General features: G+C 54.1%; 10 protein-coding genes. 3 read left to right on the top strand and 7 right to left on the bottom strand.

Going from position 1 to position 14,401, the window contains the following annotated elements; all coding sequences use genetic code 11:
- Position 1 precedes the first annotated feature (1 nt).
- Positions 2-1,198: a sialidase family protein gene (locus AC2LB6_RS07675; RefSeq protein WP_490093054.1), complete on the top strand. Its 1,197-nt coding sequence runs from the start codon at positions 2-4 to the stop codon at positions 1,196-1,198.
- A gap of 8 nt (positions 1,199-1,206) precedes the next feature.
- Positions 1,207-1,878, top strand: coding sequence for an SDR family NAD(P)-dependent oxidoreductase (locus AC2LB6_RS07680; protein WP_490093131.1), 672 nt, complete (start codon positions 1,207-1,209; stop codon positions 1,876-1,878).
- 33 nt (positions 1,879-1,911) lie between these two features.
- Here AC2LB6_RS07680 and yacL read toward each other — a convergent pair whose 3' ends face one another.
- The 4 genes from yacL to AC2LB6_RS07700 form a co-directional block, all read right to left on the bottom strand.
- Entirely contained in the window at positions 1,912-2,289 is a 378-nt protein-coding gene (gene yacL / locus AC2LB6_RS07685) for a protein YacL (protein ID WP_490093055.1), read from the bottom strand.
- A 188-nt stretch (positions 2,290-2,477) separates the two neighbouring features.
- A complete protein-coding gene (acnB, locus tag AC2LB6_RS07690) occupies positions 2,478-5,075 on the bottom strand; it encodes a bifunctional aconitate hydratase 2/2-methylisocitrate dehydratase (RefSeq protein ID WP_490093056.1) in 2,598 nt (865 codons plus the stop codon).
- 424 nt (positions 5,076-5,499) lie between these two features.
- Complete coding sequence (locus AC2LB6_RS07695; RefSeq protein ID WP_490093057.1) at positions 5,500-6,357, bottom strand: MBL fold metallo-hydrolase; 858 nt, start codon at positions 6,355-6,357, stop codon at positions 5,500-5,502.
- 88 nt (positions 6,358-6,445) lie between these two features.
- Positions 6,446-6,955 (bottom strand): phenolic acid decarboxylase, encoded by a 510-nt coding sequence (locus AC2LB6_RS07700; protein ID WP_490093058.1) that lies wholly within the window; start codon positions 6,953-6,955, stop codon positions 6,446-6,448.
- A gap of 105 nt (positions 6,956-7,060) precedes the next feature.
- Here AC2LB6_RS07700 and AC2LB6_RS07705 point away from each other — a divergent pair, with 105 nt between their 5' ends.
- The gene (locus tag AC2LB6_RS07705) at positions 7,061-7,960 is read left to right on the top strand and encodes a LysR family transcriptional regulator (RefSeq protein ID WP_490093059.1); all 900 of its coding nucleotides are present in this window, start codon (positions 7,061-7,063) and stop codon (positions 7,958-7,960) included.
- Between the two features lie 205 nt (positions 7,961-8,165).
- Here AC2LB6_RS07705 and lpdA read toward each other — a convergent pair whose 3' ends face one another.
- The 3 genes from lpdA to aceE all read right to left on the bottom strand — a co-directional run bounded on the left by lpdA (position 8,166) and on the right by aceE (position 14,333).
- Positions 8,166-9,590 (bottom strand): dihydrolipoyl dehydrogenase, encoded by a 1,425-nt coding sequence (lpdA, locus tag AC2LB6_RS07710; RefSeq protein WP_010253950.1) that lies wholly within the window; start codon positions 9,588-9,590, stop codon positions 8,166-8,168.
- 160 nt (positions 9,591-9,750) lie between these two features.
- Complete coding sequence (gene aceF, locus AC2LB6_RS07715; RefSeq protein WP_490093060.1) at positions 9,751-11,652, bottom strand: pyruvate dehydrogenase complex dihydrolipoyllysine-residue acetyltransferase; 1,902 nt, start codon at positions 11,650-11,652, stop codon at positions 9,751-9,753.
- 14 nt (positions 11,653-11,666) lie between these two features.
- A complete protein-coding gene (gene aceE / locus AC2LB6_RS07720; protein ID WP_490093061.1) occupies positions 11,667-14,333 on the bottom strand; it encodes a pyruvate dehydrogenase (acetyl-transferring), homodimeric type in 2,667 nt (888 codons plus the stop codon).
- Between the last annotated feature and the right edge of the window lie 68 nt (positions 14,334-14,401).

A 14,401-nucleotide genomic window follows, 5' to 3' on the forward strand; every position in this document is an offset into this window, starting at 1 on the left:
TATGACTCAGGAAACCGTCACCGCAGAACGTACCGGCCTGCTTGCGCCTCACCCGCAGGATAGCGCGCAGCAGGTTGCGATGCTGCCCTCCTACTGCCCGCAAAACCACGCGGCTAACCTGCTACCGCTGCCCGATGGCGATCTGCTTTGCGTCTGGTTTGGCGGCACACAGGAGGGGATCGCCGATATCTCGGTCTGGTGTTCACGGCTGCCAGAAGGCAGCGATCGCTGGAGTGAAGCGCAGAAACTCTCTGACGACCCGGGTCGTTCAGAACAGAATCCGGTGCTGTTTCTCGATCCTGACCAGGTGCTGTGGCTGCTGTGGACGGCGCAGAAATCGGGCAATCAGGACACCGCGATTGTGCGCTATCGCCAGTCTCACGATCTGGGCAAAAGCTGGGGCGAGATCAAAACCTTGCTGGATAAGCCCGGCACCTTTATCCGCCAGCCGATTGTGGTGCTGCCCAACGGTAACTGGCTGCTGCCGGTGTTTTACTGCCTGACGAAGCCTGGTGAAAAGTGGGTCGGCAGCTATGACGTCAGCGCGGTGAAAATCTCGGAAGATAAAGGTCAGAGCTGGCGCGACGTTAACGTGCCTGACAGCACCGGCTGCGTTCATATGAATGTCACTCTGCTGGATGATGGCTCGCTGCTGGCGCTCTACCGCAGCCGCTGGGCCGACCACATCTACCAGAGTCGCTCATTTGATCAGGGTGAAAGCTGGAGCGCGCCCGAGCCGCTGTCGCTGCCTAATAATAACTCCTCTATTCAGGTCACGACGCTGCGCAACGGCCACCTGGCGCTGGTGTTCAATGCCATGAGCGCCGAAGGTGCCAGCGAACGTCGGTTGTCGCTGTATGACGAAATTGAAGATGATGAAGAGGACGGCGACGTTGCTGTCGCCGCCGAACCGGTAGTGCACAACGGTCGCACCGCCTTCTGGGGTGCGCCACGCGCGCCGATGACGCTGGCTATCTCCACGGATGGCGGCAAAAGCTGGCCGCTGCAGCGTAATCTGGACGAAGGCGACGGCTACTGCATGACCAATAACTCCCAGCAGAAATTAAACCGTGAGTTCTCCTATCCCAGCATTAAACAGGGCGTGAACGGTGAACTGCATATCGCCTACACCTGGTATCGTCAGGCGATTAAATATGTGCGGGTTGAGGAGTCATGGGTGCAGGGAGGTGATGCGTGATTGAACGAATGGCGCTGGTGACCGGGGCCAGTTCCGGCATCGGCCAGGCGATTGTGGATCGCCTGCTGAATGAAGGCTGGCAGGTTACCGGTCTGAGTCGTTCGGCGATAAACCGGGCTGAAGCGGGCTGGCAGAGCCATCAGATCGATATCAGCGACAGCGCGGCATTGCAGGTTTTACTGGACGAACTGCCGGTGCCGCAGGCCGTGATCCATGCAGCGGGAATGATGCAGGCCGCGCCGTTGGGGGGGCTGGATCTGAGCGCCAGCGCACGTCTGTGGCAACTGCATGTTGCCGCCGCAGAACAGCTGGCGAATCATTTTGTGCCCCGAATGAATACAGGCGGCAGACTTGTGCTACTGGGCAGCCGTACGTCAGGGGGAGCGGCAGGCCGCAGTCAGTATGTAGCCACCAAATCGGCGATGATTGGCATGGTGCGAAGCTGGGCAGCAGAGCTGGCACCGCGCGGCATTACGGCCAATATTGTGGCGCCAGGTGCCACCGAAACGCCGATGCTGCAACAGCCAGGACGGGCCAGTTCACCACCAAAATTGCCGCCAATAGGTCGCTACATTCAGCCACAGGAAGTGGCCGGGCTGGTTGATTTCCTGCTCTCGCCTGCGGCTGCGGCGATTACCGGTCAGCAGCTGGTGATGTGTGGGGGGGCGTCGCTAAGTTAGTTAACTGGCCGGGCGGAGAAAATCGCCCGGCTTTTACCGTACGGGTTTGCCGTACTGGTTCACAAACTGGCGATAGGCGGCGATCACCAGCTGAAAATCTTCAATGCCGCAGAAGGAGAGGCTCTCTTCGTCGTAGTAGTTCATCCCCTCTTCCATGCCGTCATCTTCCAGTGCCAGCAGATTGGCGCGGATCATCACCTCTTCCTCATCCAGCAGAATGGTGTACTCGCTGCCGATGCGCTGCCACTGCCGCACGCTGCCTTTGACGTCTTCAATGGCGTCTTCCACTTCATCCAGTAATCCCGGATCGTTTTTCACTTCTTCATTGAACCAGTGGCCGACCGCTTCATGATCCATCGACATGCGAACCTTAATCTGTCCGGTCACATCGCGTAAAAATTCATATTCCATCGCCCGTCCTCTCAACGTCGTCGCGTCATCTAATAAGTGTCAGTGCTGCCTGTGCAACAAAGTGTGACACGTCGCGCATTATTGCAGGCTGTCTGGCGAAATCCAGCTTTTGATCGTCTCTCTGCCCAATGCCGGGACGAAAAAAAGGGGCGAATCATCGCCCCTTTCTGTTACTGCCAGGTGAAGAATCAGACCGCAGTCTGGAAAATCACGCCGTCAGCTTTGTCGGTGTACTGCGTCAGCTGGTCGAAGTTGAGATAGCGATAAGTGTCGCTGGCCGTTTTATCGACCTGCGCCATAAATTGCTGATACTCATCTGGCGTTGGCAGTTTGCCAAGCAGAGACGCGACCGCAGCCAGCTCCGCTGACGCCAGGTAGACATTAGCGCCGTTACCCAGACGGTTCGGGAAGTTACGGGTCGAGGTAGAAACTACCGTCGAACCATCTGCGACACGTGCCTGGTTACCCATGCAGAGTGAACAGCCCGGGATCTCGATACGCGCACCGCTTTTGCCGAACACGCTGTAGTAGCCCTCTTCGGTCAGCTGTGCCGCATCCATCTTGGTTGGCGGCGCCACCCACAGACGGGTTGGCAACTGGCCTTTGTGGCTATCAAGCAGTTTACCGGCAGCACGGAAGTGACCAATGTTGGTCATGCACGAGCCGATAAACACTTCGTCGATCTTCTCGCCCTGAACGTCAGAGAGCAGACGGGCATCGTCCGGATCGTTTGGCGCACACAGGATCGGCTCTTTGATGTCAGCCAGATCGATTTCGATCACGGCGGCATATTCAGCATCGGCATCCGGCTCAAGCAACTGAGGATCGGCCAGCCATTTTTCCATCCCTTCAATGCGGCGCTCCAGCGTACGACGATCGCCGTAGCCTTCTGCAATCATCCACTTCAGCAGCACGATGTTGGAGCTGAGGTATTCGATAATCGGCGCTTTATCCAGCTTGATGGTACAGCCCGCAGCGGAACGTTCTGCTGACGCATCGGACAGCTCAAACGCCTGCTCGACTTTCAGATCCGGCAGACCTTCAATTTCCAGGATGCGGCCAGAGAAGATGTTTTTCTTACCTTTCTTCTCAACGGTCAGCAGACCCTGTTTGATGGCATACAGCGGAATGGCGTGAACCAGATCGCGCAGCGTAATGCCTGGCTCCATCTTACCTTTGAAGCGCACCAGCACCGATTCCGGCATGTCGAGTGGCATAACGCCCGTCGCAGCCGCAAACGCCACCAGACCTGAACCCGCCGGGAAAGAGATGCCGATAGGGAAACGGGTATGGGAGTCACCACCGGTGCCGACAGTATCCGGCAACAGCATACGGTTCAGCCAGCTGTGGATAATGCCGTCACCCGGACGCAGCGATACACCACCACGGTTCATGATGAAGTCTGGCAGCGTGTGGTGCGTGCTCACATCCACTGGCTTAGGATACGCGGCGGTGTGACAGAAGGACTGCATCACCAGATCGGTCGAGAAGCCCAGGCAAGCCAGATCTTTCAGCTCATCACGGGTCATCGGTCCGGTAGTATCCTGCGAGCCAACCGAGGTCATCTTAGGCTCGCAATAGGCCCCTGGACGAACACCGGCTACGCCACAGGCACGGCCAACCATTTTCTGCGCCAGTGAGAAACCACGAGTGCTCTCCGCGACATCTTTCGCCTGACGGAACACGGTGCTGTGCGGCAGACCCAGCGACTCGCGCGCTTTGGTGGTCAGACCGCGGCCGATGATCAGCGGAATACGGCCACCGGCACGGACTTCGTCGATCACCACTTCGGTTTTGAGTTCGAAGCTGGCCAGCAGTTCGTTGGTTTCGTGATTGCGGACTTCGCCTTTGAACGGATAGATGTCGATGACATCGCCCATGTTCAGGTTGTTTACGTCCACTTCAATGGGCAGTGCACCCGCATCTTCCATGGTGTTAAAGAAGATTGGCGCAATTTTGCTGCCAAGCACCACGCCGCCGCCTTTTTTATTCGGCACGTTCGGGATGTCGTCGCCCATAAACCACAACACCGAGTTGGTGGCGGATTTACGTGAAGAACCGGTTCCGACCACGTCACCGACATACGCCAGTGGGAAGCCTTTGGTCTTCAGTGCTTCGATCTGTTTGATCGGGCCGATGTTACCTGCCTCATCCGGCTCAATGCCTTCGCGGGCATTTTTCAGCATCGCCAGGGCGTGCAGTGGGATGTCCGGACGTGACCAGGCATCCTGGGCCGGAGAGAGATCGTCGGTGTTGGTTTCGCCAGTGACTTTGAACACCGTAACGGTGATTTTCTCAGCCAGTTCCGGGCGTGACAGATACCATTCCGCATCGGCCCAGGATTGCATCACCTGCTTCGCGTATTCATTACCCGCTTTCGCTTTCTCTTCGACATCATAGAAGTTGTCGAACATCAGCAGCGTGTGTGAAAGGGCTTTCACCGCAATAGGGGCAAGCTTGCTATCGTCCAGCGCTTCAATCAGCGGATGAATATTGTAACCGCCCTGCATGGTGCCGAGCAGTTCAACCGCTTTTTCAGGAGATATCAGAGGAGAGGTTGCTTCGCCTTTGGCGACAGCCGCCAGGAAACCGGCTTTAACATACGCCGCTTCATCGACGCCAGGTGGGACTCGGTTGACCAATAAATCGATCAAAAATTCTTCTTCACCCGCAGGTGGATTTTTCAGCAGTTCAACCAGCGCGGCCATCTGGGAAGCCTCTAAAGGCTTAGGTACAATTCCCTGGGCAGCACGCTCGGCAACGTGCTTACGGTATTCTTCTAGCACGACGTTATCCTCGCTCTCATTATGTAGGGCTTTCCGACCACCTTGCTCACTTATGGAGAACAAACTTCCCTTTCTCGTCCAGGTTGAGGTGCCCGGTTTCGCGGAGGGCAGAATAGCAGGATTTCGTCTGTTTGTTAATCTGTTTACAAAAATACAACATAATCCACTACGCCCATTCTACCCGCTTATGCTTCCGCATCAGCCAGCTAAGTCAGCTGATTGGGTCTCTCAGCAGCTTACCGCATTCCACTAAGATAGAAGCATGATGACGTCAGCTTAGCCGCGATTTTAACGAAATGATTCAGCGAAATAGATAACTGGCAGGAATAGAAACAGCAGACGTCTGGCGTACAGCTGAGGGAGATTCAGGATGAGATCAACACCAGGCCGGATATCAGCCTGGTGCTCTTTTCGCGGCAGAGGATTACAGCGTGGTTTTCATTTCCCGCAGTGAGAGTGGCCAGTCACCCGGCCAGACGTAGTGATCTTTCAGAATTCGCGCACTGTAGTCGAGACAGATTTTCACCGGCAGGTTGGGATAAATTCGTTCCATCTCCTGCACCAGCTCTTCACTGTTTTTGACCTTATGCAGCGTCCTGATGAAATCTTTGATATAGGTGCGGGTAAAGCCAATCGCTGACGGGCTGAGGGTTGGCGTGGTTCGCGAGTGGCCAGGGATCAGCATTTTCGGCTCCAGTGCTTCCAGCCTGTCCAGGCTTTCCATCCATTTCTCCATCCGCTCCGGCGTGCGCATATCGGCAATCCAGACGTGTGCGTCAGCGAAGACCACATCAGAAGCGATCAGCGTTTTCGTCGATGGGATCCAGAGCGGTGTCACCCGGATGCAATCGCCGCTGAGATCGCTAAGAATTTTAATCTCCTGCCCTTCCAGCCAGATCGTATCCTCTTCCAGTTCAGTAATCGGAAACTTAGTGCGGGCACCATTCTCTTTTAATACCTGCTTACCCCAGTATTCAATTTTGAAGTCAAAGGCGTCATTAACGTCTTCGGCAACCTGCTTATAGGAGAAGATTTCGGCATCAGGAAAGACAGATTTAATCACTTCAAGACCCATGAAATGATCGGGATGCAGATGGGTAATAAAAATGCGTTTCAGGTCGAGACCGGTTTCGATAATTTCAGCAACTAATCGATGCGCATTCGACAGCGTGAACTGGGCGTCGACTAACATCGCCTCTTTCTCACCCATGATGAGAGTGGAACTGACACCGAAGCCGTCGTGCTGGTCACTACTGATAAAAACCTTTGTCGATAAATCCATTTTTCGTCCCTTAACAAGTTACACATCAGAAGCTGCAAGTCAGAAACTACTAAGCAGAAGAGGCCGTCATGACCTCTTCTGTTGTTCGTTAATTTTTCAGGTTGGCAGGCCAGTTAGCAGGCAGCTGGTCAGGAGGGCAATCCACCACGCTTTCGTTATTTTCGCCCACATTTCGAATCATGGTCAGCGTCGCGAATTCATCAATAATTTCGGTTGGATAAGCCGGACCCGCTTCGCGGAATTTTTCCATCTCTTCCAGATGATCATTCTGGAAGCAGACAGTTTTTTCCGGGTTATTCATTACCCAGCGTGGGAAGAAGATGGTGCCGTGGAAGATTTTATCAGCCAGATTGACCGCCAGGCTGACATCGGTACCGGTTGGTTCGGTCCAGGATACTTTATAGACATCATGCGCCAGACGAACGACATAGACGTGCTGATTTTTAACCCAGCGATTACCCACCATGCCACTGTGAATACGGTAGTCGATGGTGCTGGCATTTTTGATGTAGAGCTCGTAGTTCCAGCCGTTGTCATAGGTGTAAACCAGATGTTTGCCGACGATGCCAGACAGGTCATGTTTATCAAAAGTGCTCATGGTTAATTCCTCATTTGTTTTCCTTGAGGTGATTATTGCGCGTTACAAAAGCGATGAATAACGCTATTTTTAGTACTAAACCATTCAATTTTTAGATGAGTTTTCATGTACAAGACAACCCTGGAACAGTGGTATCTGCTCGACGCGGTAGTGAATGAGGGGAGTTTTGCGCTGGCAGCGGAGAAGAATAATCGCAGCCAGTCCTCATTAAGTTATCAACTGGGCCTGTTACAGCAGCGGCTGGGTTTGACGCTGTTACAGCAGGAGGGGCGCCGCGCTGTTCTGAGTGCAGAGGGACATCAGTTGCTCGCGCAGGTTCGCCCGCTGCTGGAGGGATTCGGCGCGCTTGAGGCGCAGGCTAATGCCCTGCAACGGGGCGAGCGTTCGCGCATCGATCTGATGGTCGATGCGACGCTGCCCAAACCCCTGCTGTTTGATGTGCTCCAGACCTTTCAGCAACGCTATCCGCATGTCCGCATCTGGTTCAGCGAAATCGTCCGCAGCGAAACGCCTGAAAGACTGGCGGAACATCAGGCCGATCTCTGGCTGGTAGCGCAATATGGCGACACGCCTTTAGCAGGCGAAAGCCTGATGAGCGTCGATTTTGTTGCCGTCGCCCATCGCGACCACCCGCTGCACCGTGAACCCGCCCCGCTCAATGCTGCCACGCTGGCCCGCTGGCCCTGCATTACTATTCTGGATCGTCAGCAGCAGCAGCAGTCAGAGATGAATGGCGATCAGGCGGAGAACTGGTCATTCACGACGCTGTCAGCAGCGATTGAAGCAGTCCAGCATCAGCTAGGTTATGGCTGGCTGCCGGAGCAGAATATCGCCGCGCTCCTGGAGAACGGTGAACTTCGTCCCCTGCCGCTGCTGCAGGGCCGTCGACGCAGCAGTTCGCTGGTGATGCATATGAATGAAGAGAGACTGCCTGGCAACAGCGCGATTGCAGCACTGGCGCAGATGTTTATTGAACGTGTGGCGTCCTGGGAGGCGCGCAGATAAGCAAGAAAGCAGAGTGGTTCATCCCCGCACGCGTGGGGAACACCCTAAAACTATCCAGCTGATTACCCTGTACTTTCTCACACCGAAAAAATCCATCAGATCTTACACCCTGGCTTACCCAAATGAACACTTAATATCCAGCACAAAATTCGGGCGAAAAAAAAGCCCCCATAACGGGAGCTTTCTCTATAGCTGCGGTAGAAACTTATTTCTTCTTCGCTTTCGCGTTAGGCAGATCGGTGATGCTACCTTCGAAGATTTCTGCAGCCAGACCGACTGACTCATGCAGGGTCGGGTGAGCATGGATGGTCAGCGCGATATCTTCCGCATCACAACCCATCTCAATGGCCAGACCGATTTCGCCTAACAGCTCGCCGCCGTTAGTGCCGACAATCGCGCCACCAATAATACGGTGCGTCTCTTTGTCGAAAATCAGTTTGGTCATGCCGTCTGCACAATCAGAAGCGATAGCACGGCCAGAGGCAGCCCACGGGAAGGTGGAGGTCTCGTAGCTGATGCCTTTCTCTTTCGCTTCTTTCTCGGTCAGACCGACCCAGGCAACTTCTGGCTCAGTATAGGCAATTGAAGGGATCACTTTCGGATCGAAGTAGTGCTTCAGACCGGAGATCACTTCTGCTGCAACGTGGCCTTCATGCACGCCTTTATGCGCCAGCATTGGCTGACCGACAATGTCGCCGATAGCATAGATGTGTGGCACGTTGGTGCGCATCTGCTTGTCGACGCGGATGAAGCCACGGTCGTCCACTTCCACGCCCGCTTTACCGGCATCCAGACCTTTACCGTTCGGCACACGACCGATAGCAACCAGCACCGCGTCATAACGCTGCGCTTCGCCTGGTGCTTTTTTGCCTTCCATTGAAACATAAATGCCATCGTCTTTTGCTTCAACGGCGGTCACTTTGGTTTCCAGCATCAGGTTAAACTTCTTGCTGATTTTCTTGGTAAAGACTTTCACCACATCTTTATCCGCAGCCGGGATAACCTGGTCGAACATCTCAACCACATCAATCTCTGAACCCAGCGCATGATAAACCGTCGCCATTTCCAGACCGATGATGCCGCCGCCCATAACCAACAGACGCTTCGGCACTTCTTTCAGTTCCAGCGCATCGGTAGAGTCCCAGACGCGTGGATCTTCATGTGGAATGAATGGCAGTTCGATTGGGCGTGAACCCGCAGCGATAATGGCATTATCGAAGTTAATGGTGGTCGCGCCGCCTTCTCCTTCAACCACCAGGGTGTTAGCACCGGTGAATTTGCCGAGGCCATTAACCACGGTGACTTTACGACCTTTTGCCATACCTGACAGGCCGCCAGTCAACTGGTTGATGACCTTCTCTTTCCAGCTGCGAATTTTGTTGATATCAGTAGATGGCTGGCCAAACACAATGCCATGCTCTTCAAGGGCTTTCGCCTCTTCAATCACTTTAGCAACGTGCAGCAGCGCTTTAGATGGGATACAACCGACGTTCAGACAAACACCACCGAGGGTGCTGTAACGCTCAACCAGTACGGTTTCCAGACCTAAATCCGCACAACGGAAGGCTGCAGAGTAACCTGCAGGACCTGCCCCAAGTACCACGACCTGGGTTTTAATCTCTGTACTCATCATGACCTCTTAATTGATATCCGGCGGGTCAGACTTTCTTATAATGCCCTTGTTCCACCGGGACTTTCACCGCAAGAGTTTACAGAATTGTTAACAAACTGCCAACAGCGGCGCGACGAATCGTTACAGGAAGGCCGGCATACGCCGGCCTTCTTTACATTTACATAACTAAACGACGAATGTCAGACAACATATTGCCGATGATGGTGATGAATCGTGCACCATCAGCACCGTCGATTACGCGGTGGTCGAAGGAAAGAGAAATCGGCATCATAAGACGCGGAGTAAACTCTTTACCATTCCACACCGGCTCCATCGCCGATTTAGAGACACCCAGGATAGCCACTTCCGGCGCGTTAACGATCGGCGCGAAGTGTGTAGTTCCCAGGCCGCCCAGGCTGGATATAGTGAAGCATCCGCCCTGCATGTCGCCCGCTGTCAGCTTACCATCGCGCGCTTTCTTCGAAATCGCCATCAGTTCACGAGACAGCTCGGTGATGCCTTTCTTGTTCACGTCTTTGAAGACCGGAACAACCAGGCCATTTGGCGTATCAACCGCCACACCGATGTTGATATATTTCTTCAGCGTCAGTTTCTGCGCATCTTCAGACAGCGAACTGTTGAAGCGTGGCATCTGCTCAAGCGCCGCTGCGACCGCTTTCATGATGAACACGACCGGAGTGTACTTCACATCCAGCTTACGCTTCTCTGCTTCAGCATTCTGCTGCTTACGGAAAGCTTCCAGATCGGTGATATCGGTTTTGTCGAAATGCGTAACGTGCGGGATCATCACCCAGTTACGGCTCAGGTTCGCGCCAGAAATTTTCTGGATACGCCCCAGTTCAACCTCTTCGATTTCGCCAAACTTACTGAAGTCAACTTTCGGCCATGGCAGCATGCCAGGCAGACCGCCACCGCTTGCAGCAGCAGGTGCCGCTTCAGCGCGTTTCACGGCGTCTTTCACGTAAGTCTGCACATCTTCTTTCAGAATGCGACCTTTACGGCCGGTGCCTTTGACTTTCGCCAGGTTAACACCGAACTCGCGCGCCAGGCGACGGATCACCGGGGTGGCGTGAACGTAAGCGTCGTTTTCTGCGAACTCACCTTTGCTGTCGGCTTTGGCTGCGGCTGGTGCCACGGCTTTCGCTTCAGATTTGGCAGCAGGAGCCGGTGCAGCTTCCTGTTTCGCTGCCGCAGGGGCAGCCGGAGCAGCACCTTCGACTTCGAACACCATGATCAGTGAGCCGGTGCTGACTTTATCGCCAGTCGCGACTTTCAGCGCTTTGACGATACCCGCAAACGGCGCTGGGACTTCCATTGAGGCCTTGTCGCCTTCAACCACGATCAGTGACTGCTCAGCTTCAACTTTGTCGCCAACTTTAACGAGGATCTCGGTGACTTCAACTTCATCACCGCCGATATCCGGAACGTTAACATCTGTTGCGCCTGCAGCAGCGGCTGGTGCCGATGCCGCTTCTTCTTTCACTTCTGGCTTCGCATCAGAGGCCGGTGCTGCGCCTTCTGCTTCAAAGACCATGATGGCTGAACCGGTGCTGACTTTGTCGCCGGTCGCAATGGTGATCTCTTTGACCACACCCGCAAACGGTGCCGGAACTTCCATTGAAGCTTTATCACCTTCCACCACAATCAGTGACTGCTCGGCTTCGACTTTGTCGCCAACCTTCACCAGAATCTCAGTGACTTCGACTTCGTCACCGCCGATATCCGGAACAGCTACTTCTTTGCTGGCAGTGGCCGCAGCAGCGGCTGGCGCTGGCGCCGCGTCCGCTTTTTTCTCTTCGGCGGCGGCAGGTGCTGCTTCCGCAGCGCCTTCAGCATCAAACACCATGATCAGCGAGCCGGTCTCAACTTTGTCACCGGTAGAGATTTTAATCTCTTTGACTACGCCAGCCTGTGGCGACGGCACTTCCATTGAGGCTTTGTCGCCTTCCACGGTGATCAGCGACTGCTCGGCTTCCACCTTGTCGCCAACTTTCACCAGAATCTCGGTGACTTCAACTTCGTCAGACCCGATATCCGGTACCTTAATTTCGATAGCCATTACTCTATTACCTCTTAAGCCAGACGCGGGTTAACTTTATCGGCATCGATACTGAATTTGGTGATCGCGTCTGCAACCACTTTCTTCTCGATCTCGCCGCGTTTAGCCAGCTCACCCAGCGCGGCAACCACCACATAAGATGCATCAACTTCGAAGTGATGACGCAGATTCTCACGGCTGTCAGAGCGACCAAAGCCATCGGTACCCAGTACGCGATAATCGCTGGCTGGGACATAGCTACGAACCTGCTCAGCGAACAGTTTCATATAGTCGGTTGAAGCAACAGCAGGTGCGTCGTTCATCACCTGAGCGATGTAAGGTACGCGCGCTTCTTCTGTCGGATGCAGCATGTTCCAGCGCTCACAATCCTGGCCATCACGTGCCAGTTCGGTGAACGAGGTCACGCTGTAGACATCAGAGCCGATACCGTAGTCTTTCGCCAGGATCTGCGCAGCTTCACGAACGTGACGCAGGATAGAACCTGAGCCCAGCAGCTGCACTTTACCTTTGCTGCCTTCTACCGTTTCCAGCTTGTAGATACCCTTACGGATACCCTCTTCAACGCCCTGCGGCATTGCTGGCATATGGTAGTTTTCGTTCAGCGTGGTGATGTAGTAGTAAACGTTCTCCTGCGCTTCGCCATACATACGCACCAGACCGTCATGCATGATGACTGCGACTTCATAAGCGTAAGAAGGATCGTAAGAGATACAGTTCGGGATAGTCAGAGACTGAATATGGCTGTGACCATCTTCATGCTGCAAACCTTCGCCGTTCAGGGTAGTACGACCTGAAGTACCGCCGACCAGGAAGCCGCGCGCCTGTTGGTCGCCCGCCAGCCACATCAGATCGCCGATACGCTGGAAGCCGAACATCGAGTAATAGATGTAGAACGGAATCATCGGCAGGTTGTTGGTGCTGTAAGAGGTCGCAGCAGCCAGCCAGGATGAACCTGCGCCCAGCTCGTTGATCCCTTCCTGCAGAATCTGGCCTTTCTCGTCTTCTTTGTAGTAGGCAACCTGCTCGCGGTCTTGCGGGGTGTACTGCTGACCGTTCGGGCTGTAGATACCGATCTGACGGAACAGACCTTCCATACCAAAGGTACGCGCTTCATCAGCGAGGATCGGAACCAGACGATCTTTGATCGACTTATTCTTCAGCATCACGTTCAGGGCACGCACAAAGGCGATGGTGGTCGAGATCTCTTTGTTCTGCTCATCCAGCAGTGCACTGAACTCTTCGAGTGCTGGCATTTCCAGCTTTTCAGTGAACTTAGGCTGACGCGTTGGCAGGTAACCGCCTAACTTCTCACGCTGACCGTGCAGATAAGCATGCTCTTCTGAGCCTTTTTCGAAGGTCACGTACGGCAGTGATTCGATTTTGTCATCAGCAACCGGCACGTTGAAGCGATCACGGATATAGCGCACGCCATCCATGTTCATCTTCTTCACCTGGTGGGCAATGTTTTTGCCTTCCGCGGTGTCGCCCATACCATAACCTTTGATGGTATGCGCCAGGATCAGTACTGGCTTGCCTTTGGTGTCCTGCGCTTTTTTCAGCGCCGCGTAGATTTTCTTCGGATCGTGGCCGCCACGGTTCAATGCCCAGATTTCATCATCGGACATATCTTTAACCAGCGCAGCGGTTTCCGGATATTTGCCAAAGAAGTGCTCACGCACATAGGCACCATCACGGGATTTGAAGGTCTGGTAGTCACCGTCGACAGTTTCGTTCATCAGCTGAATCAGCTTGCCGCTGGTATCTTTGCGCAGCAACTCATCCCAGCGACCGCCCCAGATGACCTTGATCACTTCCCAGCCAGCACCGGCAAAGATGCCTTCCAGCTCGTTGATGATCTTACCATTACCGGTTACCGGACCATCCAGACGCTGCAGGTTGCAGTTGATGATGAAGACCAGGTTATCCAGTTTTTCACGGGTGGCGATGGTGATCGCACCTTTAGATTCTGGCTCATCCATCTCGCCATCACCCAGGAAGGCGTAAACGGTCTGAGCAGAGGTGTCTTTCAGGCCACGGTGTTCCAGATACTTCAGGAACTTCGCCTGATAGATAGCAGACAACGGACCCAGACCCATTGATACGGTCGGGAACTGCCAGAACTCCGGCATTAATTTCGGGTGCGGATAAGAAGAGAGGCCTTTACCAGCAACTTCCTGACGGAAGTTATTCATCTGATCTTCAGTCAGGCGACCTTCAAGGAACGCACGAGCATAGATGCCTGGAGAGATGTGGCCCTGGAAATAGACCAGATCGCCGCCATCCTTCTCACTGCGCGCGCGGAAGAAGTGGTTGAAGCACACTTCATAAATCGTTGCAGAAGACTGGAAGGATGACATGTGGCCACCGAGTTCCAGATCTTTCTTCGATGCGCGCAGCACCGACATGATGGCGTTCCAGCGGATTGCGGAACGGATACGACGTTCAAGAGAGGTGTTGCCCGGATAATCGGGTTCATCTTCAACGGCAATAGAGTTGATGTAGTTGCTGATTGCATAAGATCCTGCAGCCACTTTTACGCCGCCTTTGCGGGCTGCACCCAGTACCTGATCAATAAGATACTGTGCACGTTCAACACCTTCTTCACGGATGACCGATTCGATCGCCTGTAGCCAGTCACGAGTTTCAATCGGATCCACGTCATTGTGTAAACGTTCTGACATGGGTGTGTTCCTTATCTGTGTCTAATACGTTGAATAATCGGGAGCCTGTTAAAGCAGATGCAGGCAGC

This window comes from Pantoea sp. RCC30.1 (genome assembly GCF_058148845.1).

What these genes read in the sequence shown, in the direction of transcription:
- AC2LB6_RS07675 (WP_490093054.1), top strand. Translation starts at nt 2, where the DNA reads ATGACTCAGGAAACCGTCACCGCAGAACGTACCGGCCTGCTTGCGCCT.
- AC2LB6_RS07680 (WP_490093131.1), top strand. Translation starts at nt 1,207, where the DNA reads ATGGCGCTGGTGACCGGGGCCAGTTCCGGCATCGGCCAGGCGATTGTG.
- yacL (WP_490093055.1), bottom strand. Translation starts at nt 2,289, where the DNA reads ATGGAATATGAATTTTTACGCGATGTGACCGGACAGATTAAGGTTCGC.
- AC2LB6_RS07695 (WP_490093057.1), bottom strand. Translation starts at nt 6,357, where the DNA reads ATGGATTTATCGACAAAGGTTTTTATCAGTAGTGACCAGCACGACGGC.
- AC2LB6_RS07700 (WP_490093058.1), bottom strand. Translation starts at nt 6,955, where the DNA reads ATGAGCACTTTTGATAAACATGACCTGTCTGGCATCGTCGGCAAACAT.
- AC2LB6_RS07705 (WP_490093059.1), top strand. Translation starts at nt 7,061, where the DNA reads ATGTACAAGACAACCCTGGAACAGTGGTATCTGCTCGACGCGGTAGTG.
- lpdA (WP_010253950.1), bottom strand. Translation starts at nt 9,590, where the DNA reads ATGAGTACAGAGATTAAAACCCAGGTCGTGGTACTTGGGGCAGGTCCT.
- aceF (WP_490093060.1), bottom strand. Translation starts at nt 11,652, where the DNA reads ATGGCTATCGAAATTAAGGTACCGGATATCGGGTCTGACGAAGTTGAA.
- aceE (WP_490093061.1), bottom strand. Translation starts at nt 14,333, where the DNA reads ATGTCAGAACGTTTACACAATGACGTGGATCCGATTGAAACTCGTGAC.